21 protein-coding genes and 2 riboswitches are annotated in these 20,494 nt (G+C 42.6%); of the genes, 17 read left to right on the top strand and 4 right to left on the bottom strand.

The genetic code is table 11. From position 1 onward, the window contains the following. Window positions 1-96 precede the first annotated feature (96 nt). Window positions 97-290: riboswitch (cobalamin riboswitch) on the top strand. A gap of 151 nt (window positions 291-441) precedes the next feature. The 12 genes from ACXQIQ_RS02505 to ACXQIQ_RS02450 all read left to right on the top strand — a co-directional run bounded on the left by ACXQIQ_RS02505 (window position 442) and on the right by ACXQIQ_RS02450 (window position 9,401). Next, window positions 442-1,416, top strand: coding sequence for an ABC transporter substrate-binding protein (locus tag ACXQIQ_RS02505; RefSeq protein WP_439300306.1), 975 nt, complete (start codon window positions 442-444; stop codon window positions 1,414-1,416). Further along, a complete protein-coding gene (locus tag ACXQIQ_RS02500) occupies window positions 1,376-2,437 on the top strand; it encodes a FecCD family ABC transporter permease (RefSeq protein ID WP_439300307.1) in 1,062 nt (353 codons plus the stop codon). Before ACXQIQ_RS02505 ends, ACXQIQ_RS02500 begins: the two co-directional genes overlap by 41 nt. 1 nt (window position 2,438) lies before the next feature. Further along, entirely contained in the window at window positions 2,439-3,905 is a 1,467-nt protein-coding gene (locus ACXQIQ_RS02495) for an adenosylcobinamide amidohydrolase (protein WP_439300308.1), read from the top strand. A 60-nt stretch (window positions 3,906-3,965) separates the two neighbouring features. Continuing rightward, on the top strand, window positions 3,966-4,508 hold the full coding sequence (locus ACXQIQ_RS02490) for a bifunctional adenosylcobinamide kinase/adenosylcobinamide-phosphate guanylyltransferase (RefSeq protein WP_439300309.1): 543 nt from the start codon (window positions 3,966-3,968) through the stop codon (window positions 4,506-4,508). Continuing rightward, entirely contained in the window at window positions 4,509-5,297 is a 789-nt protein-coding gene (cobS, locus tag ACXQIQ_RS02485) for an adenosylcobinamide-GDP ribazoletransferase (RefSeq protein ID WP_439300310.1), read from the top strand. It begins immediately after the preceding gene. After that, window positions 5,255-5,863 (top strand): histidine phosphatase family protein, encoded by a 609-nt coding sequence (locus ACXQIQ_RS02480; protein WP_458025770.1) that lies wholly within the window; start codon window positions 5,255-5,257, stop codon window positions 5,861-5,863. The genes cobS and ACXQIQ_RS02480 overlap by 43 nt, the downstream gene beginning before the upstream one ends. Beyond that, entirely contained in the window at window positions 5,815-6,258 is a 444-nt protein-coding gene (locus ACXQIQ_RS02475; protein WP_439300311.1) for a bifunctional adenosylcobinamide kinase/adenosylcobinamide-phosphate guanylyltransferase, read from the top strand. The genes ACXQIQ_RS02480 and ACXQIQ_RS02475 overlap by 49 nt, the downstream gene beginning before the upstream one ends. Continuing rightward, a complete protein-coding gene (locus ACXQIQ_RS02470; RefSeq protein WP_439300312.1) occupies window positions 6,258-6,848 on the top strand; it encodes a cob(I)yrinic acid a,c-diamide adenosyltransferase in 591 nt (196 codons plus the stop codon). Before ACXQIQ_RS02475 ends, ACXQIQ_RS02470 begins: the two co-directional genes overlap by 1 nt. Continuing rightward, complete coding sequence (locus ACXQIQ_RS02465; protein ID WP_439300313.1) at window positions 6,838-7,329, top strand: ECF transporter S component; 492 nt, start codon at window positions 6,838-6,840, stop codon at window positions 7,327-7,329. Before ACXQIQ_RS02470 ends, ACXQIQ_RS02465 begins: the two co-directional genes overlap by 11 nt. Then, entirely contained in the window at window positions 7,326-8,042 is a 717-nt protein-coding gene (locus ACXQIQ_RS02460; protein ID WP_439300314.1) for an ATP-binding protein, read from the top strand. The genes ACXQIQ_RS02465 and ACXQIQ_RS02460 overlap by 4 nt, the downstream gene beginning before the upstream one ends. 258 nt (window positions 8,043-8,300) lie before the next feature. Further along, entirely contained in the window at window positions 8,301-8,846 is a 546-nt protein-coding gene (locus ACXQIQ_RS02455) for a ribonuclease H-like YkuK family protein (RefSeq protein WP_439300315.1), read from the top strand. A 105-nt stretch (window positions 8,847-8,951) separates the two neighbouring features. Next, window positions 8,952-9,401, top strand: a complete 450-nt coding sequence (locus ACXQIQ_RS02450; RefSeq protein WP_439300316.1) for a PCYCGC motif-containing (lipo)protein — start codon at window positions 8,952-8,954, stop codon at window positions 9,399-9,401. A 48-nt stretch (window positions 9,402-9,449) separates the two neighbouring features. Here the strand turns inward: ACXQIQ_RS02450 and ACXQIQ_RS02445 are convergent, their stop codons facing one another. Further along, on the bottom strand, window positions 9,450-10,520 hold the full coding sequence (locus ACXQIQ_RS02445) for a GGDEF domain-containing protein (RefSeq protein WP_439300317.1): 1,071 nt from the start codon (window positions 10,518-10,520) through the stop codon (window positions 9,450-9,452). Window positions 10,521-10,855: 335 nt separating this feature from the next. Further along, a riboswitch (cyclic di-GMP riboswitch) is annotated at window positions 10,856-10,944 on the top strand. A gap of 74 nt (window positions 10,945-11,018) precedes the next feature. Between ACXQIQ_RS02445 and ACXQIQ_RS02440 the strand changes: the two genes are divergently transcribed. The 3 genes from ACXQIQ_RS02440 to ACXQIQ_RS02430 all read left to right on the top strand — a co-directional run bounded on the left by ACXQIQ_RS02440 (window position 11,019) and on the right by ACXQIQ_RS02430 (window position 14,712). Continuing rightward, entirely contained in the window at window positions 11,019-12,656 is a 1,638-nt protein-coding gene (locus ACXQIQ_RS02440) for a GspE/PulE family protein (RefSeq protein ID WP_439300318.1), read from the top strand. 48 nt (window positions 12,657-12,704) lie between these two features. Next, window positions 12,705-13,538 carry a response regulator gene (locus tag ACXQIQ_RS02435; protein ID WP_439300319.1) on the top strand — a complete coding sequence of 278 codons (834 nt, stop codon included), beginning with the start codon at window positions 12,705-12,707 and terminating at the stop codon, window positions 13,536-13,538. Window positions 13,539-13,683: 145 nt separating this feature from the next. After that, the gene (locus ACXQIQ_RS02430) at window positions 13,684-14,712 is read left to right on the top strand and encodes a serine hydrolase domain-containing protein (protein ID WP_439300320.1); all 1,029 of its coding nucleotides are present in this window, start codon (window positions 13,684-13,686) and stop codon (window positions 14,710-14,712) included. Between the two features lie 23 nt (window positions 14,713-14,735). Here ACXQIQ_RS02430 and ACXQIQ_RS02425 read toward each other — a convergent pair whose 3' ends face one another. Beyond that, window positions 14,736-15,038, bottom strand: a complete 303-nt coding sequence (locus ACXQIQ_RS02425; protein ID WP_439300321.1) for a hypothetical protein — start codon at window positions 15,036-15,038, stop codon at window positions 14,736-14,738. 180 nt (window positions 15,039-15,218) lie between these two features. Between ACXQIQ_RS02425 and ACXQIQ_RS02420 the strand changes: the two genes are divergently transcribed. Both ACXQIQ_RS02420 and ACXQIQ_RS02415 read left to right on the top strand, forming a co-directional pair. After that, complete coding sequence (locus ACXQIQ_RS02420; RefSeq protein ID WP_439300322.1) at window positions 15,219-16,427, top strand: MFS transporter; 1,209 nt, start codon at window positions 15,219-15,221, stop codon at window positions 16,425-16,427. Between the two features lie 119 nt (window positions 16,428-16,546). Next, window positions 16,547-18,493: an aconitate hydratase gene (locus ACXQIQ_RS02415; RefSeq protein ID WP_439300323.1), complete on the top strand. Its 1,947-nt coding sequence runs from the start codon at window positions 16,547-16,549 to the stop codon at window positions 18,491-18,493. A 135-nt stretch (window positions 18,494-18,628) separates the two neighbouring features. Here ACXQIQ_RS02415 and ACXQIQ_RS02410 read toward each other — a convergent pair whose 3' ends face one another. Together ACXQIQ_RS02410 and ACXQIQ_RS02405 are read right to left on the bottom strand one after the other, a co-directional pair. After that, the gene (locus tag ACXQIQ_RS02410) at window positions 18,629-19,879 is read right to left on the bottom strand and encodes a YeeE/YedE family protein (protein ID WP_439301952.1); all 1,251 of its coding nucleotides are present in this window, start codon (window positions 19,877-19,879) and stop codon (window positions 18,629-18,631) included. Window positions 19,880-19,963: 84 nt separating this feature from the next. Then, on the bottom strand, window positions 19,964-20,401 hold the full coding sequence (locus tag ACXQIQ_RS02405) for a hypothetical protein (RefSeq protein WP_439300324.1): 438 nt from the start codon (window positions 20,399-20,401) through the stop codon (window positions 19,964-19,966). Window positions 20,402-20,494 lie beyond the last annotated feature (93 nt).

Below are 20,494 nucleotides of genomic sequence, written 5' to 3'. Positions count from 1 at the left end.
GGAATAGTAGACATCGTCTATCAAATTTTTACACAATCTACGAAAAAAGGTTGCTTTTGAACCATCAGTCTGGTGTATAATCGATATTAGGAAAATTTCATACATAAAGAAATTGGTGAGTTTGATGTTAGAACATCAAACTCTTAAAAGGGAAGTTGGTGTAATTCCAACGCGGTCCCGCCACTGTAATTGGGAGTGAATCTGCGATTAGCCACTGTACGGTCAAGTACGGGAAGGTGTAGACCACAATGACCATGAGCCAGGAGACCTGCCATTTCTGCAAGCACTTGAAACCTACGCGGATAGGGAGGTGTGTCACGGATATTTGATTGCTCTGCACGATCACTTGTTCAATACGACATCTTCATGTTCTTACGTGGAGATGTTTTTTATTTTGCAGAAAATGAAAGCGTACTACACTAACATTCAGGAGGATTCTTCATGAAAAACGTATTATCTATCTTTCTATCATTATTTCTCGTCCTTGGTTTAATGGCAGGCTGTAATGATGAACCAACTCAATCTGAAAATGGTTCTTCGAACGATCAGACTGCAGAACAGACAGATGAAGCTTCTTTTCCAGTAACGATTAAAGATGCCGCAGATCAAGAGGTGACGATTGAGGACCAACCAAAAAACATCATCTCTCTCATACCGAGTAATACAGAGGTTGCTTATGAATTAGGTTTAGGGAAAAAAATCGTCGGGGTTTCTGACTATGACAACTACCCTGAAGAGGTAAGTGAAAAAGAGAAGGTTGGAGGTCAAGAACTGAATGTGGAGAAAATCATCTCCTTGAATCCTGACCTGGTACTCGCACATGAATCTGGTGTCCAAATGGCATCTGATGCGATTCAACAGCTACGTGATTCTGGCATCGCAGTCATCGTTGTGAATGAAGCGGCAAATTTCGAAGAGGTCTATGACTCTATTGAAATGATCGGTAAAGCAACTGGTGAAACTAGCAAAGCCGATACCATCATTGAAGACATGAAAACAAAAGTGGAAGACATTAAAAAGAAGGTAGCGAAAATAGAAGATCAGAAATCTGTGTTCATCGAGGTATCTCCAGAGCCGGAAATCTATACACCAGGTAAAAACACGTTCATGCATGAAATGCTCCAAATCATCAATGCAGAAAATGTTTCAAAGGATATAGATGGATGGGCCAAAATCGACCAAGAGACGATCATTGATAAGAATCCAGATGTCATTATTACCACCTATGGCTATTATACAGAGAATCCAAAACAACAAGTGTTACAACGAGAAGGATGGAGCAATGTGACAGCTGTTGAAGAGGAGCAGGTATATGATGTGCACTCTGATCTGGTCACTCGGTCAGGTCCGAGATTGGTTGAAGGAGTAGAGGAGCTTGCAAAATCGGTCTATCCGGAAGCGTTTGGCGAACAATAGACTGCTCGCTTATGCTTGCTCCGTCTTGTTTCTACTGATCAGTATGGTGCTCGGAATCTCAATCGGAACCGTGCATGTACCAATTTCAAGCATTATCCGCATTGTAGGTCATGAAATTTTTCCGTTTATATCTTTAGCTCAAGTTGATTCTATGCATACGAACATCGTATTGAATGTCCGGCTGCCAAGAGTGATACTGGCAAGCCTTGTCGGCGCATCTCTTGCTATAGCAGGAGCCGCTTTTCAAGGCTTACTCCGAAATCCGTTAGCTGATCCGTATACTTTGGGAGTCTCTTCCGGTGCATCCGTCGGAGCAGTCGTCACGTTGTTTTTTCAAATATCCATACCATTTGTCGGAGCATTCACATTACCATTATTGAGTATTGTTTCATCGTTTATGACAATCGTCCTTGTTTTAAGTTTTGCTCGTAAAATTGAAAAATCCATGAGAGTGGAAACAATCATATTGACGGGTATCATATTCGGTTCCTTTCTCAGCGCCGTCATCTCATTGATGATTGCACTTACTGGAGATGAATTGAGACAGATCATTGGATGGCTGTTAGGCAGTGTATCCATGCGTGGATGGGTGTATGTCAAGATCATCCTGCCATTCTTGATCATAGGAGCTGGGATACTCCTTTTCAATGCAAGAGAATTGAACGCGATGTCCTTTGGGGAAGAACGGGCACATCATCTCGGTGTAGATGTTCACCGTAGAAAGTTATCGGTGCTGACGGCAGGTTCGATATTGACTGGGGCTGCCGTCGCTGTTTCTGGAACAATCGGATTCGTCGGCCTTGTTATTCCGCATCTGACGAGATTGTTATGGGGATCGGACCACAAGCATCTTCTGCCACTTTCCATCTTGACAGGTAGTGGTTTCTTAATTTTAGCAGATCTTGTTGCTCGGACGATCATATCTCCGACTGAACTCCCGATCGGGGTCATCACTGCATTGATTGGTGCGCCTGTTTTTGCACTGATCTTAATGAAGAGCAGATCAGAAAGAAGTGGTTAATATGTTGAACGTTCAAAATCTGACAGGTGGATATGCTGGCGTACCGATCGTCAAAGATCTATCATTTCGAGTCAACAATGGGGAAATGTTCGGTATACTGGGTCCCAACGGAAGTGGGAAGACGACGTTGTTGAAAATGATCAGCGGAATCTTACCCTTCCAAAAAGGTACAGTTGATATCGCGAATCAACCGATACAATCCTTCTCCGCGAAAGAATTGGCTAAAATCATAGCCGTTCTACCACAGCATTCGAATCAGAGCTTTTCATATTCGGTAAAAGATACGGTCGCGCTAGGAAGGTATGCTCATCAATCAGGTTGGTTCCAAACATGGAGTCCCAAAGATGAAGCAATCGTTCAATCTGTCATGAAGCAAACCGGTATTCATCATTTTCAAAACAAAGATATACAAGCGTTGTCTGGAGGAGAAAAACAACGGGTGTTCCTCGCACAAGCTCTTGCACAAGAACCTCAGATCCTCCTGCTTGATGAACCGACGAACCATTTAGATCTGTCTTACCAGAAAGAATTATTGGATGTGCTGAAAGCATGGACACGAGAAAAAGGATTGACCGTCATCTCCATCTTCCATGACTTGAATCTTGCAGGATTATATTGTGATCAATTGCTGTTGATGGAAGACGGCAAACTGAACATCCATCATAAACCAAATGAAGTGTTAAGAGAAGATCGGGTGCAGGCGGTTTACCGGACGAAAATAAAGAAACAGGCACACCCGAAGGTCCCGGCACCACAAATGGTGCTTCTTCCAGAAAAGCAGGAAGACCGACACATTTTTAAAGTCAATGCAGAGATGTTGAATAGAACCCAAGAACGAATTGTCATCCGAACCCCTCAGCCCATGAAAACCTTATCTTCCGGGGTCATCGGTTCCGGAACGGGTTGGCATGATACGTTCATCAATCGTCGAGTCGGACTCGATTACGATTGCAATGACCATCGGGAGGAAATGCGGCATTATTTGAAAGAAACCGGTTATGAGCCCTCTGATTGTGTAGGGATGATGACAGCAGTCAATCTGGAGGATTTTTCTTACCTCTTCTTGGATGGCGAAGGATTCTCCATGTTCGTCGTCGTTACTGCTGGAGTAGGACATGCCATCGATGCTTCGAAGAGTGGACACCACGAGATGGAATTGCAGCCAGGTACAATCAATACTTGGATTTTTGTGAATGGGAGCATGACCGAAGAAGCATTCATTCAAAGCATGATGACCGCTACAGAGGTGAAAACGAAGGTACTTCATGATCTGGAAGTCCGTGATCCGGTTACAGGGACATTAGCCACAGGGACAGCAACCGACAGCATCTTAATCGCTTCTACCCAGCAGGGAGAAGAGATCGAATTCGGAGGCACCATCACCCCATTAGGAAAAATGATCAGCCAGGCCGTTTACACATGTACAAGTGAAGCAATCGCGCATTATCGGAAAAGAATGGACAATTAAACGGATGTACAAAAAGGAGTGAATGCTCCTTTTTGTTTTATCAGGAGAAGGGGGATAAGGATGAAAATCGTCTTCATCAGTGGAGGTGTACGAAGTGGAAAAAGCCGCTTTGCAGAAAAATTGGCTCAGAAGGCTTCGCTGAACTCTGTTGGTAAACTTCAATACGTGGCAACAGGGGTTCCCACCGACCCAGAAATGGAATCACGCATCCAACGACATCAACAAGACAGACGACTAGATAGCTGGAATACCATTGAACAAGCAACAGACATCCGAGTTGTAGCGAAGCATTTTCAAAAGACAGATATTGTACTTTTGGACTGTTTGACAACATGGTTGAACAATGAGTTTTTTATTGGCGGTGAAAAAAGGGGAGAGCACATCAGAGCTAAAATGGTAGAGGATATTGAGATGATCGCCAGGTCTTGTCATACCCTTATCCTTGTCAGCAATGATGTCTTTTTTGATGCAGCTACGGACTCCGAGGTTGTCCTGACTTATAAAAAAGTCCTGGGGAAGATCCATCAACAAGTTGTGGAACGAGCTTCCGAAGCTTTCCATGTTGAATGTGGCATTCCTATCGTAATGAAAGGGGTGACTTAAGTGGGATACATAAAAGGGTTCTTACTGAACCTGCAATTTTTCACTTCCATACCGATCCGAATGGAAATACCGATGGACCAGCCACATCTTGAGCGTGCGGTCAAAACATTTCCGTTGTTAGGTCTTTTACAAGGTATCATCTATTATCTAATCGTGGTGGCTTTGAGTCAGTTTTCTCCTTTTTCAACCATAGCCATTGCCTTTGCTCTCTGGGTATTGTCTATTGTATTGACAGGAGGGATCCATCTGGACGGCTGGATGGATACGAGTGATGCGTTTTTTTCTCATCAAGATGTCAGAAAACGGATTGAAATCATGAAAGATCCTAGAACAGGTGCCTTTGGTGTTCTTTCGGTCATCATTCTACTTGCCGCTAAGTTCCTATTCATATATGAAATTTTATCATTTACCAATAACGAGGCATTCATTACGATCATTCTCATTCCGTTTATCAGCAGAACGGTCATGGGGTATTTGTTAGTCCACGTCACACCCGCGAAAGACGAAGGATTAGCTTCTTTATTCCATCAGTCAGTGAAGAAGAAGAGAATGCCTCAATACTGGGTATTTTGGGGCATCATGTTTATCGTATGGGTAATAACAGATATAAATATCTTCCTTTTCGTTACCTTAACAGGAATGGGTCTTATTACTTTTCTGTTCATTCGAAAGAAGAGCGTGAAGTGGTTCGGCGGGATGACCGGAGATGTAATAGGGGCTTCAGTGGAAGGTGTTGAACTATTCGCATGGATGACATGGTGGATATTGCTCTCTATCGACATGGTATAACGAAAGCCAATCGAACCCGGACATATTGTGGATGGGATGATCTTTCTTTGGGTGAAGATGAAGCACATAGGATATCTCCTGCACACAAGGAATATGACCAATTTTTTTCAAGTGACTTGAAGCGATGTCAGCAAACATGTCTTCGACTGTTTCCACATTCTGAACCGACTTTGTTGAAGGAATTCAGGGAAATGAATTTCGGTTCATGGGAAGGACATACCTATGAATCTCTGAAACACGACCTTCACTACCAAAAATGGCTGGACGATCCTGATCAAATCGCTCCTCCCGATGGAGAAGGGTTGGATGAATTTCAAGAAAGGATTATGCAAGGCTGGAGTAAAATACTAGCCGATCGGAAGGGAAGACGGCTTGCGCTCGTCACACATGGTGGTGTCATTCGAAGCTTGCTACACCGATTTGCTCCGGTTCCCAAGAACTTCTGGGAATGGGAAGTCCCGTTTGCAGCAGGTTACGAACTTACTTTTACCGAGAGTCAATTAAGGAGGGGAGAGCGATGCACTTCGTTACAGGAGGTTCCTTCAACGGGAAGCGTGCTTGGGTAAAGCAACACTATAATTTAACGCTCAGGGATGAGTATATCTGGATATCACAATATGAAAACGCTTCGTTACCAACAGATGTCAATCATTTGTCTCACACACTGGTCGTCCTTGAAGGACTAGAAAACTGGATTCGGCATGAGGTGATGAGGCAAGATCAACCAGAATTCTATTGGGAGCAGTTATTGGAAAGATGGATGGATTGGGAGAGACAAACCACGAAACAGATGATCCTGATCGGTACGGATATCACGAAAGGAATTGTCCCTATTTCGTCCGAGGAACGTAACTGGAGAGATCTCACAGGAAGGTGCTATCAACAAATCAGCAAACATGCTAGCCGGGTAGATTTGATCTGGTATGGCATTCATCAAACCATTAAATCGGAGGCGAAATGATGAAAATTTATACGCGTACAGGTGATTCAGGTACAACCAGTGTAATTGGAGGAAGAGTCGATAAAGACGATATCCGCGTCGAAGCATATGGGACCATAGATGAATTGAATGCTTTCGTGGGCCAAGCGATAGCGGAATTGGATGCCGACTTGTTTAATGATGTGTGCTTTGATTTGGAGAAAATCCAGCATGAATTATTTGACTGTGGAGGAGATCTTTCCAACATTACGAAAAAGAATGAACCGAAGCTCACTCATGAATCAATCACCTACTTGGAAAAACGGATCGATATAATGATTGCAGAAACGCCTGAATTGGAAAAGTTCATCCTTCCAGGCGGTACAAAACCGGCAGTATCCATCCACATAGCCAGGACGATTACAAGAAGAGCAGAGAGATTGGTCGTACACCTTATGAAATCAGGTGCTGAGGATATTGAACGCCCACTCCAATACTTGAATCGTCTATCGGACTATTTTTTTGCGCTATCAAGAGTCATCAACTTCAGACTGAATGTGAAAGATGTTGAATATGCGAGGAGTGCGATTGTTTTCAAAAAACCTAAAGGAAGATCGGAAGATGCGAACTAAAATCATCAGCCTAGTAGCATTGTTCACAGCATTTTCGGCAATCGGTGGCGCCATTAAGATACCCGCTGTTATTGGGAGTATCGGATTAGACACATTTCCAGCCCTCATGGCAGGTATGCTTATTGGCAGCATACCTGGAGCGATTGTGGCGGGCATTGGACATTTGATTTCTGCTCTGTTCGGAGGTATGCCACTTGGACCTTTTCATGTCCTCATCAGTCTTGAGATGGCGTTTTTTGTATACCTTTTTAGTGGACTATACCAAAGAGGCATCAAGCGACTAGCATGTGTCGTTTTCGTATGTGGCAATGCTTTGTTAGCGCCTTTACCGTTCATTTGGATCATCGGGGCTTCCTTTTACACCGCAATCGTTCCTTCCTTATTGTTGAGCGCAGTCGTGAATACAATTCTCGCGGTCATAAGTGTTCATAAGGGTGCTAATATGTTCAATAAAAGTCCGATGAAGGAGTGGAGCTCTTGAGAAATGCGGTCATTCAACCTATTACGTCTGAACAATTCTTGATATTTACAAGCGATAACAGTGGAGGAATTGGTGAGAAAGACAATGATGAGGTAAAGGTCCCATATGACATCTTAGCCTATTACTCCTTCCGAGTTGCCGTCATGGAGTGTTTGGCTGCAGGTGGTGAGCCAACCTCGATCATCCTCCATAATTTCAACGGTGAAGGTCATTGGCATTCATTGATGAAAGGGATACATAAAGGTCTAGAAGAGCTAGAAATGCGACACATAAATGTTTCTGGAAGTTCGGAAAGTAATTTTTCAATGGTCCAGTCCGCCATCGGGATTGCAGTGGCGGGGAAGGCCAAACATGTCAAAAGGAGTATGCCATCGTTTCGTCCTGAGTTCGGATGGGCTGTCATTGGAAAACCTTTGGTCGGACAAGGCGTTATGGATCATTCGAGTTTCGTCATCCCTTTGGAAATGTTTAAATCTCTTTCTGCACTTGAGGATGTTTACTTATGGCCAGTCGGTTCAAAAGGAATACAAGCGGAACTGGAACAAATCTTTCACAAGGATTTTAAAGTTAACTCTGAACTTGACCTCCATGCATCCGCAGGACCTTCCACATGCACGATCGTATCTTATCCAATCAATCACGAAGAGGAAATCCACTCTAAATGCAGAGAATTATTTTATCCACTTGAAATGATAGACAGAATAAAGGGTTGAAGGGGAGACCATCATTGGTCTTCCTTTTTTGCATATAGTAAAGTCCCACACATCTTGTACTTCGGTTGAATAAGATAGTAGTATAACACTGTAAATTTCCTGTAAGTTTTTCAATGATTTATGTATGTGAGACAAGAAATGACATATGATTTTTATAACAAAAGTGTTTTATGGGTATTTTAAGATTATATTTACTCTCAGGATTTGATATTTCAGAATTTCAGAATTCCAAAGCTAAGAAAAAGGAGATAACGGCATATGGTAGACCATTATTTCTTTGCGGATCAGCCGATGACTTTCAGAAATCTGACCTTCGCTCATCTGACCTTTGAAGAAGTCCGTGAACATATGCTTACTTTCATGAGGAAAGAGCCACTAGGTAACTATAAGCTCATGATTGGAACCGATTCTCATGTATATCAAAATGAAACGATCTTCATTACCGGGCTTGTTATGCAACGGGTCGGAAAAGGAGCATGGGCATGCTATCGAAAAATCCGATACCCCGATCCTATACGGAATTTACATCAGAAAATCTCCTATGAAACCTCTTTGACAGAAGAAGTCGCCTCACTTTTCGATGAAAACCTCAAGAATCAGTTCATCAACATCGTCCTTCCTCATGTATATAAAGGATCAAGCTTCATTATGGAAGGGCATCTAGATATTGGGAAAGGAAAACAGAATAAGACACGGGAATTCGTCGCCGAAATGGTCGCACGGATTGAAGCGCACGGCATTGAAGCAAAAATCAAACCTGAGTCACTTGTCGCTTCCAGTTATGCGAACCGTTATACGAAGTAATAATCGTTCATAAAAAAGTAACAAAAAAGGTTAGATCGGTACATGTTTTATTTTGATTTATCAGATATACTGTTACTATGTAACGATAGGTATGAGGTGAACAACATGTGCCGAAAAAGGATTTTCCTACTGATGGTTTCTCTGTTTCTATTCCTTTCTGCTTGTAGCAGTGAAGAACAACCAACCAAAATGACCCATGATATGCACAATAATGATTGGACGCACCTCAAGGATCTTGGGGTTGATGCTGCTACTATTGAAGCCTATGATTTTGCTGTCCACCATCCTGAAGTATTGGATTACATACCGTGTTATTGTGGGTGTCACCATGATGCCGGCCACAATAACAATACCGATTGTTTCGTAGATCAGATCGAAGACAACGTGGCGGTTCTGGATGATATGGGACTTGGCTGAGGAATTTGTGTCAATATAGCCCGTGAGGCTAAATTCGAATATGAAAAAGGGACAGACCTGAAAGACATTAGAGCAATGATTGAAGCTAAATACGGTCAAAGTGGGATGGAGCCTACTCCAACACCTAAACCGATGTAATGAAAAAGCGACCACGATGAGTTAGAAAAACATCGTGGTCGCACTTTTTTATGTAGGGACACAAACTTTATTCCTGCCTGTGCGTTTTGCTTTATAAAGACCCTCATCCGCTTCCTTATATAACTTATCAAACACTTTAACGGTGTCCGGAAAGCTCGCTACACCGATGGATACAGTAATTTGGATGCCAGACCCATCCGGTAAATCGAAAATATGGTTCTCTACAGCATTTCGTATGCGTTCTGCTATTTCCTCAGCAGTTTCCAAATCACAATCTGGAAGTAAGATCGAAAACTCTTCGCCACCATTTCTGGACACGATATCTTTCATCCTGGCTTTCGATTTCAATACCTGACCTAATTGGCGGAGGACTTCATCTCCAGCTTCATGCCCATAAGTATCATTCACTTTCTTAAAGAAGTCGATATCAATCAATAAAATCGATAACCGTTCGCCTTTTGGGAGCCGGTGTTTTTTAAATGCGTTCATCTCTTCATCAAACTTACGGACATTGTTCAAGCTGGTCAAAAAATCGACCTTCGCTTGTGCTTTATAAGTCTTGACCATCTCGTTATACCGATAAAGATAGATCCAAAGGGAAACGGTCAAAAAACCGACTGGAATTGAGATGGCGAATAGATAAATGGTGCTTTCCATAGCTTGAGTAAAACTGACAAGATGATTGATGACCATGAATACGAGCACTAATGTGACCATGTTCATGATGAATCCTTTAATGTAATTGTTGTATCTCAATTTCGCAATCAAACTGTAAATGACACCGATGAATACAAACAAGACAGCTACCGTCAATGACGCTTCTGTAACTCCGAAGAGTAAAATTCTTCCGGAGGCAATAATTACTGCTGAAAGCATTGCCGAAATAGGACCACCAAACAAGGCAGCGATAATCATGAACAAGTGCCGCATATCAAGTATTACTGTTTCTGTGATTCTTATAGAATAATACATCAATACGATTCCCATTAGCCCTGTACCAGTTCCAATGAACAGCCTGTTTACAAACCGTGAAAAGTTCTGTTCACGCCAACCCATGATGAATCCAACTAAAAACAAATACGATAAGATCAGTGTTGTGTGAAATATTAAGTCCTTCATTATGTAAGATCACCCTAAGAACATGATGTAATGAGTATTTTACCATAATCAGGTAGGGTTCATGGATTAAAAATCTATAATATTCTTTATTTCGACATAATCGAGTAATCTAGAAACACATCATTATACCTAATCCCTTGGTTTGTAACTTAGTTACAAATACCTATGTATTATTTTCTGAAAACATAAAATACTCACTTGTTGGTCCTTTTTATCTAGCATTCAATTTAGTGATAATGCTCTATTTTTCCAACTATAGGTTTACAGTATAATTGAAACATACAGAAAAGGGTCATTTTTCCTAGACAGAAAATAAATTCCACTCAAGCCAAATGAATGAAAAAAGGCAAACCCATACGAAAGTTGGGGACGCAAAGCTACGAGTCTAATCCTCTTCACGAGGCATGATCGTCGGGCCGCTCAAACATTGGCTTTTTATGTCTATTAATATCCTTTTATTTCTATCAATGTCGGAATAGTACCAAAAGGAGGTTGTATATGCGCATAGGTGAATTATTGGTCATGAATGGACTGATTACAGAGGATCAACTTGAAAACGCGCTCCAAAAACAAACCCATTCCTTTAAAAAGATAGGGGAAATATTAGTAGAGGATCATCTCATAACCGAACGTCAACTCGCTGAAGCCCTAGAATTTCAACTTGGCATACCTGTCGTGAATATGGATGAGATTGTACCGAACCGTAGTACCATTCAACTCATACATGAAGCCCTAGCCAGAAAACATTGCTTCATACCGATTGAACAAATGAGTGGAAAGCTTAAAGTGGCTATGGTGGATCCCCTTAATCAAGAGGCCATCAAAGATATCCAGGAGACGACTGGTATGATCGTCCAACCTTGTATTGCAACAAGAAGTGAACTAGAGATGGCGATTATCGATCACTATGGGGTTTTGAGTTCTGTTAAAGAGCTGAATGATATCATCGAGTATGCTGTCCAGCAAAATGCGAGTGATATTCACTTGGATGCTGAAAAAGATGGTCTTTCAGTCAAGTATCGCATCAATCAGATGCTTGAAAAACAAAAGGTTATTTCAAACGATCTGAAAGAATCAATTATAGGTAGGATCAAAACAATAGCGAGTTTAAATGCGTCAAAAAGGGGACTCCCGCAAACCGGGTACATACATAAGGAAGCGTATAATACGGATTACGACATTCGGGTTTCTACGGTTCCAACCATTAATGGGGAAAGTGCGGTCTTAAAATTAATCGATCGTACGGATCAATTGTTGAAACTTAATGAGTTCGGCTTTAGTGAAAACAACCTGAAACAAGTGGAATCAGCCATTGATCGTCGCAGCGGCTTTGTCCTTATCTCAGGACCATCAATGAGTGGAAAAACGACTTCACTGTATTCCATTCTCGACCATATCAATCACCCAAAACATAAAATTGTATCCGTTGAACAAAGTGTTGATAGACGGCTGGATGGAATTACCCAAGTGGAAGTGAATGATTCAATCGGATTTAATTTCACGAATGGATTAAGCACAATGCTAACTCAAGATCCTAATGTCATCATGGTCAGTCATCTAGAGGACAAACAAACAGTAGAAGCATCAACTCGAATATCACTATCCGGACGGCTCGTTCTAGGTTCGATCCATGGGAAAGATGCAGTTGGAACGATCCGAAGAATTCTTGATATGGGCATCGAGCCATATCTCCTCGCAACCTCCTTAACTTGTATCGTTAGCCAACGATTGGTGAGAAAGGTTTGTGAGCGGTGTGCGAAAAGCATGCCTGCGTCTGATGAAGAATCCAAGCTTTTTGAAGCACATGGACTGGTTCCTTCAGATGATGCGAAAAGCAAAAGTGCAATCGGGAATTTCCGCTCCTTCGTAACGACAAATAAAAGTTCGAAGATTGCTGTTGTACGTGGTGATGGATGTAAGCTGTGCAACAATACAGGTTATAAAGGATTGGTCGGAATCCACGAAGTATTGACAATCGACGATGTACTTAGAGACATGATCTTACAGAACCGTCCAGCAGAAGCGTTCCGAGAACACCTGGAAGAAAAAGAATTTCAAACGCTCCTTCACGATGGCCTTACAAAAGTCAAAGAGGGTATAACAACCGTCGATGACGTTCTAACCAATATCCAATGAGGAATGAATCAATGTTTGCATTTAAATTGATTAAGGGGGAAAAATGGGATGTCTTACAATTTTCTAGTCGTAGATGATACAAGCTTTATGAGAAAAATGGCAAGAGAATGTCTGATCCAACACGGGTACCATGTTGTAGGTGAAGCGGTGAACGGAAAGGAAGCTGTGGAAAAATTCAAGGAATTGGAACCGGATGTAGTCATGATGGATCTGACCATGCCTGAAATGAACGGGTTGGATGCGATTAAGGAGATATTAGTGTATGATGCGGAAGCCGTCATTCTCGTTTGTTCTGCAAGCAATCAAAAAGATCTGATTCAAGAAGCATTGGATGCAGGAGCAGTTGGATACCTTATGAAGCCATTCAAACCAGACTACATGCAAGAAATCGTTAAACGTTACGCAGAACCCCATTTAAAACCCCTGACACCTGAAGATGAGGAAGAGCCGAAGAATGATGTTATAGAGGAAGAAGTAGTGGAAGAGTCTGTAAGCATGGTAGAGAATGTTAACCATATTCCAACCACTGAAATTGGTCCCGTAGAGGTCGCAGCTTCAATTGAAGCAACCGCGATTGAACAGGAGTCAGACCAGACAGCGCTAGCTCAACCAGTAGAAAAGAGAAAACGATCTATGATTTCTAAATCAGATAAGAAAATACAATTTAAGACAAGTTATATGTGCAACTGGGAAGAAGAAATTCAGGGGGAGAACAGAGCCTACTCATTCACCTATACAGAAAATGATAACAACATCACAATTGATATGATGGATGAACAGAACGAGAAACAATCCATCCAATTGACCCTAGATGGGTTCAGAGAACTACATGATTGGCTTGAGCAACGTCTTGAAGAAGGTAAAAGAATGAATGGATCATGAAGGTAGGCTGTTTCCTTTTTTTGAAAGGGAGCAGCTTTTTTACTGAATTTGGAGTAAGTTGGCTCATTTATAAATTCATTGCAGGTCTCCCGATGGGAATAGAGAAGGTAGTTAAGCAGTTCTAACAATATGGAGATGATTGAGAATGATGAAAAGCTTAACTTTTGAAAAGAGAGTAGATGAAATAATAGAGGAACACTCTTTTTCTGGAGTTGTCCACATAAAAAAAGAGGGAGAGACCGTACTTCAAAAAACTTCTGGCCTTTACAACCGGTCAGAATCACTTCCTGTACAATCCGATACCCGATTCGCCATTGCATCCGGGTGCAAGTTGTTCACGGCCATTGCCATTTGCCAGTTGGTTGAGAAAGAATTGTTAACATTTGATACCCGTTTGACAGATTGTTTGGATATCGCGTTTCCGAACTTCTCAAGGGAGTTGACCATTCATCACCTACTCACACATTCGTCTGGTATTCCGGACTATTTTGATGAATCCGTAATGGATGATTATGAAGACCTGTGGAAAACGATCCCCATGTACCAAGTACGAAAATTGGAAGACTTTCTACCTTTGTTCCAACAAAAAGAACAGATGTTCAAACCTGGCGAAAGGTTTCATTACAATAACGCCGGTTACATTGTGTTAGGACTTGTCGTGGAACAATTGACTGGAATGGATTTCACAGATTATGTAGAAGAGAATATTTTTAAGCGGTGCGATATGACGAATTCAGGTTATTTTTCACTGGACCGTCTACCTCGTAACACGGCAATCGGCTATATTGATGAAGATGATGGCTCATACCGGACGAATACCTTTACTATGCCGTTGAAAGGTGGATCCGATGGTGGGGCTTATGTGACCTCTGCCGATATGATCAAGCTTTGGGAAGGATTGTTAGCGGACAAATTATTGAGTGAGTCGATGACCAAAACCTTACTGTCTAGACATATGAAAGCGCGTGAGGATGCTTATTACGGCTATGGCGTCTGGTTGAACATGAAAGATGGGCAATTGTTAAAATACCATGTCATGGGATATGACCCTGGGGTAAGCTTCCACTCTGCTGTATACCCTGAATTTGGTTTGATCATCGCGATTCCATCAAATCAAGCTGACGGTCCGTTTTTCATCATGAAAGCAATTGAAGAAGAACTAGTGAATGCTTAAAAAATAACCGCCGAGTCCGGCGGTTATTTTTTCTTCCGATTATCGATTTCTTCATTCACCACAAAAGCCAGATCATCATTCCCAAACAACGATAAGACACCAAGCAATGTCTGATCGGCAATGTCTTCAGATTCCTCTTTCGATACGGTCAGGTCGATCGCTTGCTGAAGGGCAGGATTCGCTGCTTGATTCGGATAGGCTTTTACGTATAAAGCGTGAGGGTCCAGGTCATGATTGATACACCACTGTGCAAATACAAGGATCATCATATGTTCGTCTTTTTGGTAGTTCTGAATGATTTTGTTCTCCAGATCTTTTGAATCCACTTTCATTTCCCCTTTTTTCCTCTTATAACGCTCATTATAGCGGACATTTCAAGGCTTACACAATAACCTTAGCATGCATATTTCAACTTAAATAGGTAAAAATGTGTAGGGCATGCTTGCTCCCGATATCTACCCACACACTAACCCAATCAATCGATCTGAACCCATGGAGAGAAGGAAATGAAAGAACTGAAATGGTCCTTATACGCATTAGCATCCATTCCGTTATTGATGACTCTGGGGAACTCCATGTTCATCCCGGTACTTCCTATCATAGAAAAAGAAATCAATATCACACCGTTTCAATCCAGCATGATCATCACCATTTATTCGGTGGTCGCGATTTTCTTAATACCCATTGCTGGTTATTTATCCGATCACTTTGGACGTAAAAAGATCATCATCCCTAGCCTAGTTCTAGTAGGTATAGGTGGTTTGATCAGCAGTTGGGCTGCAGTTTCTTTGAAAGACCCATACGGGATGATCCTTCTAGGCAGGTTTCTTCAAGGTGCCGGTGCAGCTGGTGCCTTCCCAGTCGTCATACCTACCGTAGGTGACCTTTTCAAAACAGAAGAAGAGGTGAGCGCAGGACTAGGACTAATTGAAACCTCCAATACGTTTGGTAAAGTGCTCAGCCCGATCTTAGGTGCTTTTCTTGCAATTTGGGCTTGGCATATTCCGTTTTGGTCCGTTCCATTTTTATCGATTATTGCAATCATATTGATCTTTTTTTTCATTAAACCTCCTAAACGTGAAGACGAACCGATTCCGTTCGGGGAATTTGTAAAGCAAATCAAGAAGATTTTCCATCAAAACGGTCGTTGGTTAGCAGGCGTCTTATTCATTGGTGGAATGATGACTTTCATATTGTTTGGTTTCCTGATTTATTTGTCCTTTATCCTTGAAAAGACCTATAAAATTGAAGGCGTGTTAAAAGGGGTTTATTTAGCCGTTCCATTACTCGTCTTATGTATCGCATCTTATTTCACCGGGAAGAAAATCGGAAAAGAAGTGATGCTGATGAACAGAATCGTCTTGTTTGGCGGGTTCATTGCTTTGCTTTCACTCGTGTCACTGCTGTTTCTAGATTCTCAATTGATCACCATCCTAATTGCGTTATCTGTGACAGGTCTTGGAATCGGAATTACGTTACCCTGCCTAGATGCGTTGATTACGGAAGGGATAGAAAAGGAAGAGCGGGGGACGATTACGTCTTTTTACAGCAGCACTCGTTTCATTGGTGTAGCAGTTGGGCCACCGATCGTTTCCATCCTTCTTAAAAGTTCAATGAACGCTGTTTTTATCGTTTTGGCATTGATTGGTGCAGCTGCCATTCTAATGACAATTTTCATGCTTGAATGGAAAACACAAGTAGTAAGAAAAGCCTGATTTCAACGTGTAAGACGATTTGAAAAGGGGTACAGGTTTATTAAATGATGTGAAATTGGACCATGATCACATCAACACCGTACGTGAACTTAGACCAATAATCCTAGGAGGGAAGAGTCATGGCAATGAACGTATCACAAAAGTTAATCAAAGACCATTTAGTTTCTGGAGAAATGAAACCTGGGAGTGAAATCGGTTTGAAAATCGATCAAACCCTCACTCAAGATGCGACAGGTACGATGGTGATGTTAGAGCTTGAAGCGATGAAACTCGATCGAGCCAAAACAGAAGTATCAGCTCAGTACGTTGACCATAACATCATCCAGGAGGACAGCAAGAACCCGGATGACCACTTATTCTTGCAAAGTGCGACCAAACGGTTTGGATTATTTTACAGTCGCCCAGGTAATGGGGTCAGTCATCCAGTACATATGCAGCGATTAGCGAAACCTGGTAAAACATTACTCGGCTCAGATAGCCACACATGTGCAAACGGGTCCATGGGAATGCTTGCCATGGGTGCAGGGGGGATCGACGTTGCGATGGCGATAGCAGGTGAGCCGATTTATATCAAAATGCCGAAGGTCTGGGGCATCAAATTGACGGGTAAACTTCCGGAATGGGTAAGTGCGAAGGACGTCATTTTAGAGCTTTTACGGCGTCACGACGTAAAAGGCGGAGTCGGTAAAATCATCGAATATTATGGACCTGGACTTGAAAATCTGACCGCAATGGATCGGCATGTCATCGCAAATATGGGTGCTGAACTTGGTGCGACGACCACTGTCTTCCCATCAGATCAGGAAGTGAAGCGATTCTTGAAAAGTCAGGAGAGGGAAGAGGACTGGACAGAGCTTTTAGCAGATGATGGAGCAGAGTATGACCTCCATGAAGAGATCAATCTCTCTGAAATTGAACCGATGATTGCAAAACCTTCAAGCCCTGGGAATGTGGTCCCAGTTCGTGAAGTGGAAGGCGAACCGATTTATCAATCTTATATTGGTTCATCAGCAAATCCTGGGTTCCGTGATTTTGCGATTGCAGCGGAAATCGTGAAAGGGAAGAAAATCGCTCAAGGGGTTTCTTTCGATATCAATCCAACATCTCGTCAAATGTTGACAGATTTGGTTGAGGACGGGCATATCGGGAGTCTTTTAACGGCTGGAGCTCGACTTCATCAGGCCGGTTGTAACGGTTGTATCGGGATGGGTCAAGCACCCGCAACTGGTCGCAACAGCTTGAGGACGACACCACGGAATTTCCCTGGACGATCAGGTACGAAGGAAGACAGCGTATTCCTGTGCAGTCCAGAAACAGCTGCCGCTTCAGCATTGACAGGAAAAATTACGGATCCTCGTAAGTTGGACATGGATTATCCAATTGTAAAAGATAAAGACCATCCGACTGTGGATGATGCATTACTGGAACAGCCGCTCCCTGAAGAGGAAGCCAAGCAGGTAGAGTTGGCAAAAGGACCGAATATCGCATCCATTCCTGAAATGAACGAACTTCCAAACGAAATGGAGTTACCGATTCTATTGAAGATGGGAGATAACATTTCGACCGATGAGATATTAGCAGGTGGGGCTCGAGTCCTTCCGTATCGAAGCAATCTCCCTGAGATCAGTAAGTTTACCTTCGAAATCGTTGATGAGAACTATTATGATCGTGCAATGGATATCAAGGATAAAGGCGGACATGCCATTGTCGGCGGATTCAACTATGGTCAGGGATCTAGTCGAGAACATGCCGCACTTGCTCCGCGGTATTTAGGTTTACGGATCGCCTTGGTGAAGGATTTTGCAAGGATCCACTGGCAAAATCTCGTGAACTTCGGGGTACTGCCACTCACCTTCAGTAATGAAGAAGATTTTGATGCATTGGATGACCAAGACATCCTCCAACTTTCCAATTTGAGGGAACAATTGAAATCCGGTAAAGAAATCACGGTAACAGTGAAAGGTAAAAATAAAGAAATTAAAGCGAAGCATACCATGTCCGAGCGACAGGTAGAGATGATGTTAAAAGGTGGCTTAATCAATTGGGAAAGAGATCGCCAGAAATAACAGCCTAGATAAGGAGGATCAACTATGGTGGATCGCAATCAAATTTGTAAAGCTTGTGATGGAGCAGGTTTGTTATAAGAAAAGGACTGTCCTTCAGAGTTCAATACGAAACTCTGGGACAGTCCTTTTTTCCATTTAACAAAAGGTGTCTTTTGGTTTAGGTACAGACATGCCGAACAACGGTCGTAGATAAAGTGCGAGAAAAGTTCCGGCAAGTGCCATCACCATCCAAACCCAACCATGAAGGCTGAAGGAAGCGATTCCTCCGAAGTATGCTCCTATGTTACAACCAAATGCTATTCGTGCTCCATAACCCATCAGTAAACCACCAACAATCGCAGCTGCGACTCGTTTCAGACCGACTTTCTTCAGTGCAAACACACCGCCGGTTGCTGATGCAAGGAATGCACCCAAAATGACTCCGAAATTCAATACACTTGTGGAGTCAGCCAGAATGGATTGGTTCAATGCATTTCCTCGATCGCCTGACCAATAGACCCACTGAGTCACATCAATGCCAAGTGCCATCGCCATCTTGGAACCCCATAATGCAAAAGCACTCGTCACTCCCCAAGGGTTTCCTCTTACCATCAAAGTCACAGCATTCAGTACGCCTAACGCGATTGCTGCTACCCATAATGGCCATGAGCCACGTAAAACCCTTTTCCAGCCTTTTGTAGTAGGTAAGGGTTTAATAGAAGGAGGTCTACGTTTTTTTGCAATCAAGTATGTCCCACCAAATATGGCTGCAAAAATGCCGAGTTGTACAACCCAAGCGCCTGTGTAGCCGAGGTTCGTACTAGTTGCCAAAGAAATAGCAGGGAAAGAAGGGGTTTGATTCACCCAGAAATCCCAATGCCACGCACCCAAAACCGAACCAATGATGAACGCGAACAATGTGATGAACATAGCGGAACGACCGCCACCGACCGCATACAAGGTTCCTGAAGCACAGCCTCCACCTAACTGCATACCGATACCGAACAGGAACGCTCCGACGACGACACTCGTGCCTACTGGCGCAACATAACCTGCAGGTGCTTGATCGAAGAATCCGACTCCTATGGAAAGGATCGGTGCAAAGAGAGTACATGCGACCGCCAACATAATCATGTGCGCGCGCATCGCTTCACCATTTCCAACCGAGAGCAGCCTTCTGAATGCAGATGTGAATCCAAATCGAGCATGGAATAATGTATAACCTAGTAAAAGACCAAGCCACATCGTCATACTTTGTTGCAAACCTGATGAAGAAAGAATCGCATAACTCAGCACTGCAGTCGTAATCAGTCCACCCGTGACAAGTAAAGCTTGAGGCGATGGGAGGACGGGTGATCCAAGTGGCGTATCTTCATGCAAAGCTGTTTCTTTTATAGCCAAATTAATTTCCTCCATTTCTTATTTGTTTACTCGGATATGAAGGAATCATAATACAAAACCTATACCATGTAAAATGATTGAACACGTCGTCTAACTTTGCCAAACATTTGGACCAGTCACTTGCATTGCAGATTTTTTCGCTTCTTGTAAGTTTTGTTCAGCATAGTCTTGCCATTGGATGATGGTTTGTACGAATGATTCATAGTTGCTCGGAGCATTTTCTAACATGACCTCTAAACCAGCACGTACCTGTTGGTCTTCTTTTTCTGCATTTTTAATACATCCCACGTACGTCTGAATGACTGCAGGCTGAGTTTCGCCGTTCATCATTCTCAGTGCAGAGCCGGCAGCTGTAACACGGTGATAAGAAGCGGGTACGAGATGGTCATGCATTTGTTTATTGCCCTCCAATTGTGCCGTCTCTGGAATATAAAAGAGTTGAGTGCTCATAGAGCAGACCATCAATTCACCGTACAAACTTCTGTTGATTGCAGTAGCTGTTGGTTCCCAAATGTTATTCTGTCTCAATACAATCCCTCCTTATAGATATTTGTCTAGAGGTATTGTATGACGCTCTTGCTTGTACTCTTGCTACCAAACAAAAAAACCAGCGTAACAGCT

The sequence above is a fragment of the Pseudalkalibacillus sp. Hm43 genome (assembly GCF_054170705.1).
Note: the sequence above shows the minus strand (reverse complement) of the source record. Positions and strands in the feature narration are given on the sequence as shown.

What these genes read in the sequence shown, in the direction of transcription:
- ACXQIQ_RS02440 (WP_439300318.1), top strand. Translation starts at nt 11,019, where the DNA reads ATGCGCATAGGTGAATTATTGGTCATGAATGGACTGATTACAGAGGAT.
- ACXQIQ_RS02445 (WP_439300317.1), bottom strand. Translation starts at nt 10,520, where the DNA reads ATGAAGGACTTAATATTTCACACAACACTGATCTTATCGTATTTGTTT.
- ACXQIQ_RS02465 (WP_439300313.1), top strand. Translation starts at nt 6,838, where the DNA reads ATGCGAACTAAAATCATCAGCCTAGTAGCATTGTTCACAGCATTTTCG.
- ACXQIQ_RS02430 (WP_439300320.1), top strand. Translation starts at nt 13,684, where the DNA reads ATGATGAAAAGCTTAACTTTTGAAAAGAGAGTAGATGAAATAATAGAG.
- ACXQIQ_RS02475 (WP_439300311.1), top strand. Translation starts at nt 5,815, where the DNA reads ATGCACTTCGTTACAGGAGGTTCCTTCAACGGGAAGCGTGCTTGGGTA.
- ACXQIQ_RS02470 (WP_439300312.1), top strand. Translation starts at nt 6,258, where the DNA reads ATGAAAATTTATACGCGTACAGGTGATTCAGGTACAACCAGTGTAATT.
- ACXQIQ_RS02455 (WP_439300315.1), top strand. Translation starts at nt 8,301, where the DNA reads ATGGTAGACCATTATTTCTTTGCGGATCAGCCGATGACTTTCAGAAAT.
- ACXQIQ_RS02480 (WP_458025770.1), top strand. Translation starts at nt 5,255, where the DNA reads ATGGATGACATGGTGGATATTGCTCTCTATCGACATGGTATAACGAAA.
- ACXQIQ_RS02495 (WP_439300308.1), top strand. Translation starts at nt 2,439, where the DNA reads ATGTTGAACGTTCAAAATCTGACAGGTGGATATGCTGGCGTACCGATC.
- ACXQIQ_RS02420 (WP_439300322.1), top strand. Translation starts at nt 15,219, where the DNA reads ATGAAAGAACTGAAATGGTCCTTATACGCATTAGCATCCATTCCGTTA.
- ACXQIQ_RS02415 (WP_439300323.1), top strand. Translation starts at nt 16,547, where the DNA reads ATGGCAATGAACGTATCACAAAAGTTAATCAAAGACCATTTAGTTTCT.
- ACXQIQ_RS02435 (WP_439300319.1), top strand. Translation starts at nt 12,705, where the DNA reads ATGTCTTACAATTTTCTAGTCGTAGATGATACAAGCTTTATGAGAAAA.
- ACXQIQ_RS02490 (WP_439300309.1), top strand. Translation starts at nt 3,966, where the DNA reads ATGAAAATCGTCTTCATCAGTGGAGGTGTACGAAGTGGAAAAAGCCGC.
- ACXQIQ_RS02505 (WP_439300306.1), top strand. Translation starts at nt 442, where the DNA reads ATGAAAAACGTATTATCTATCTTTCTATCATTATTTCTCGTCCTTGGT.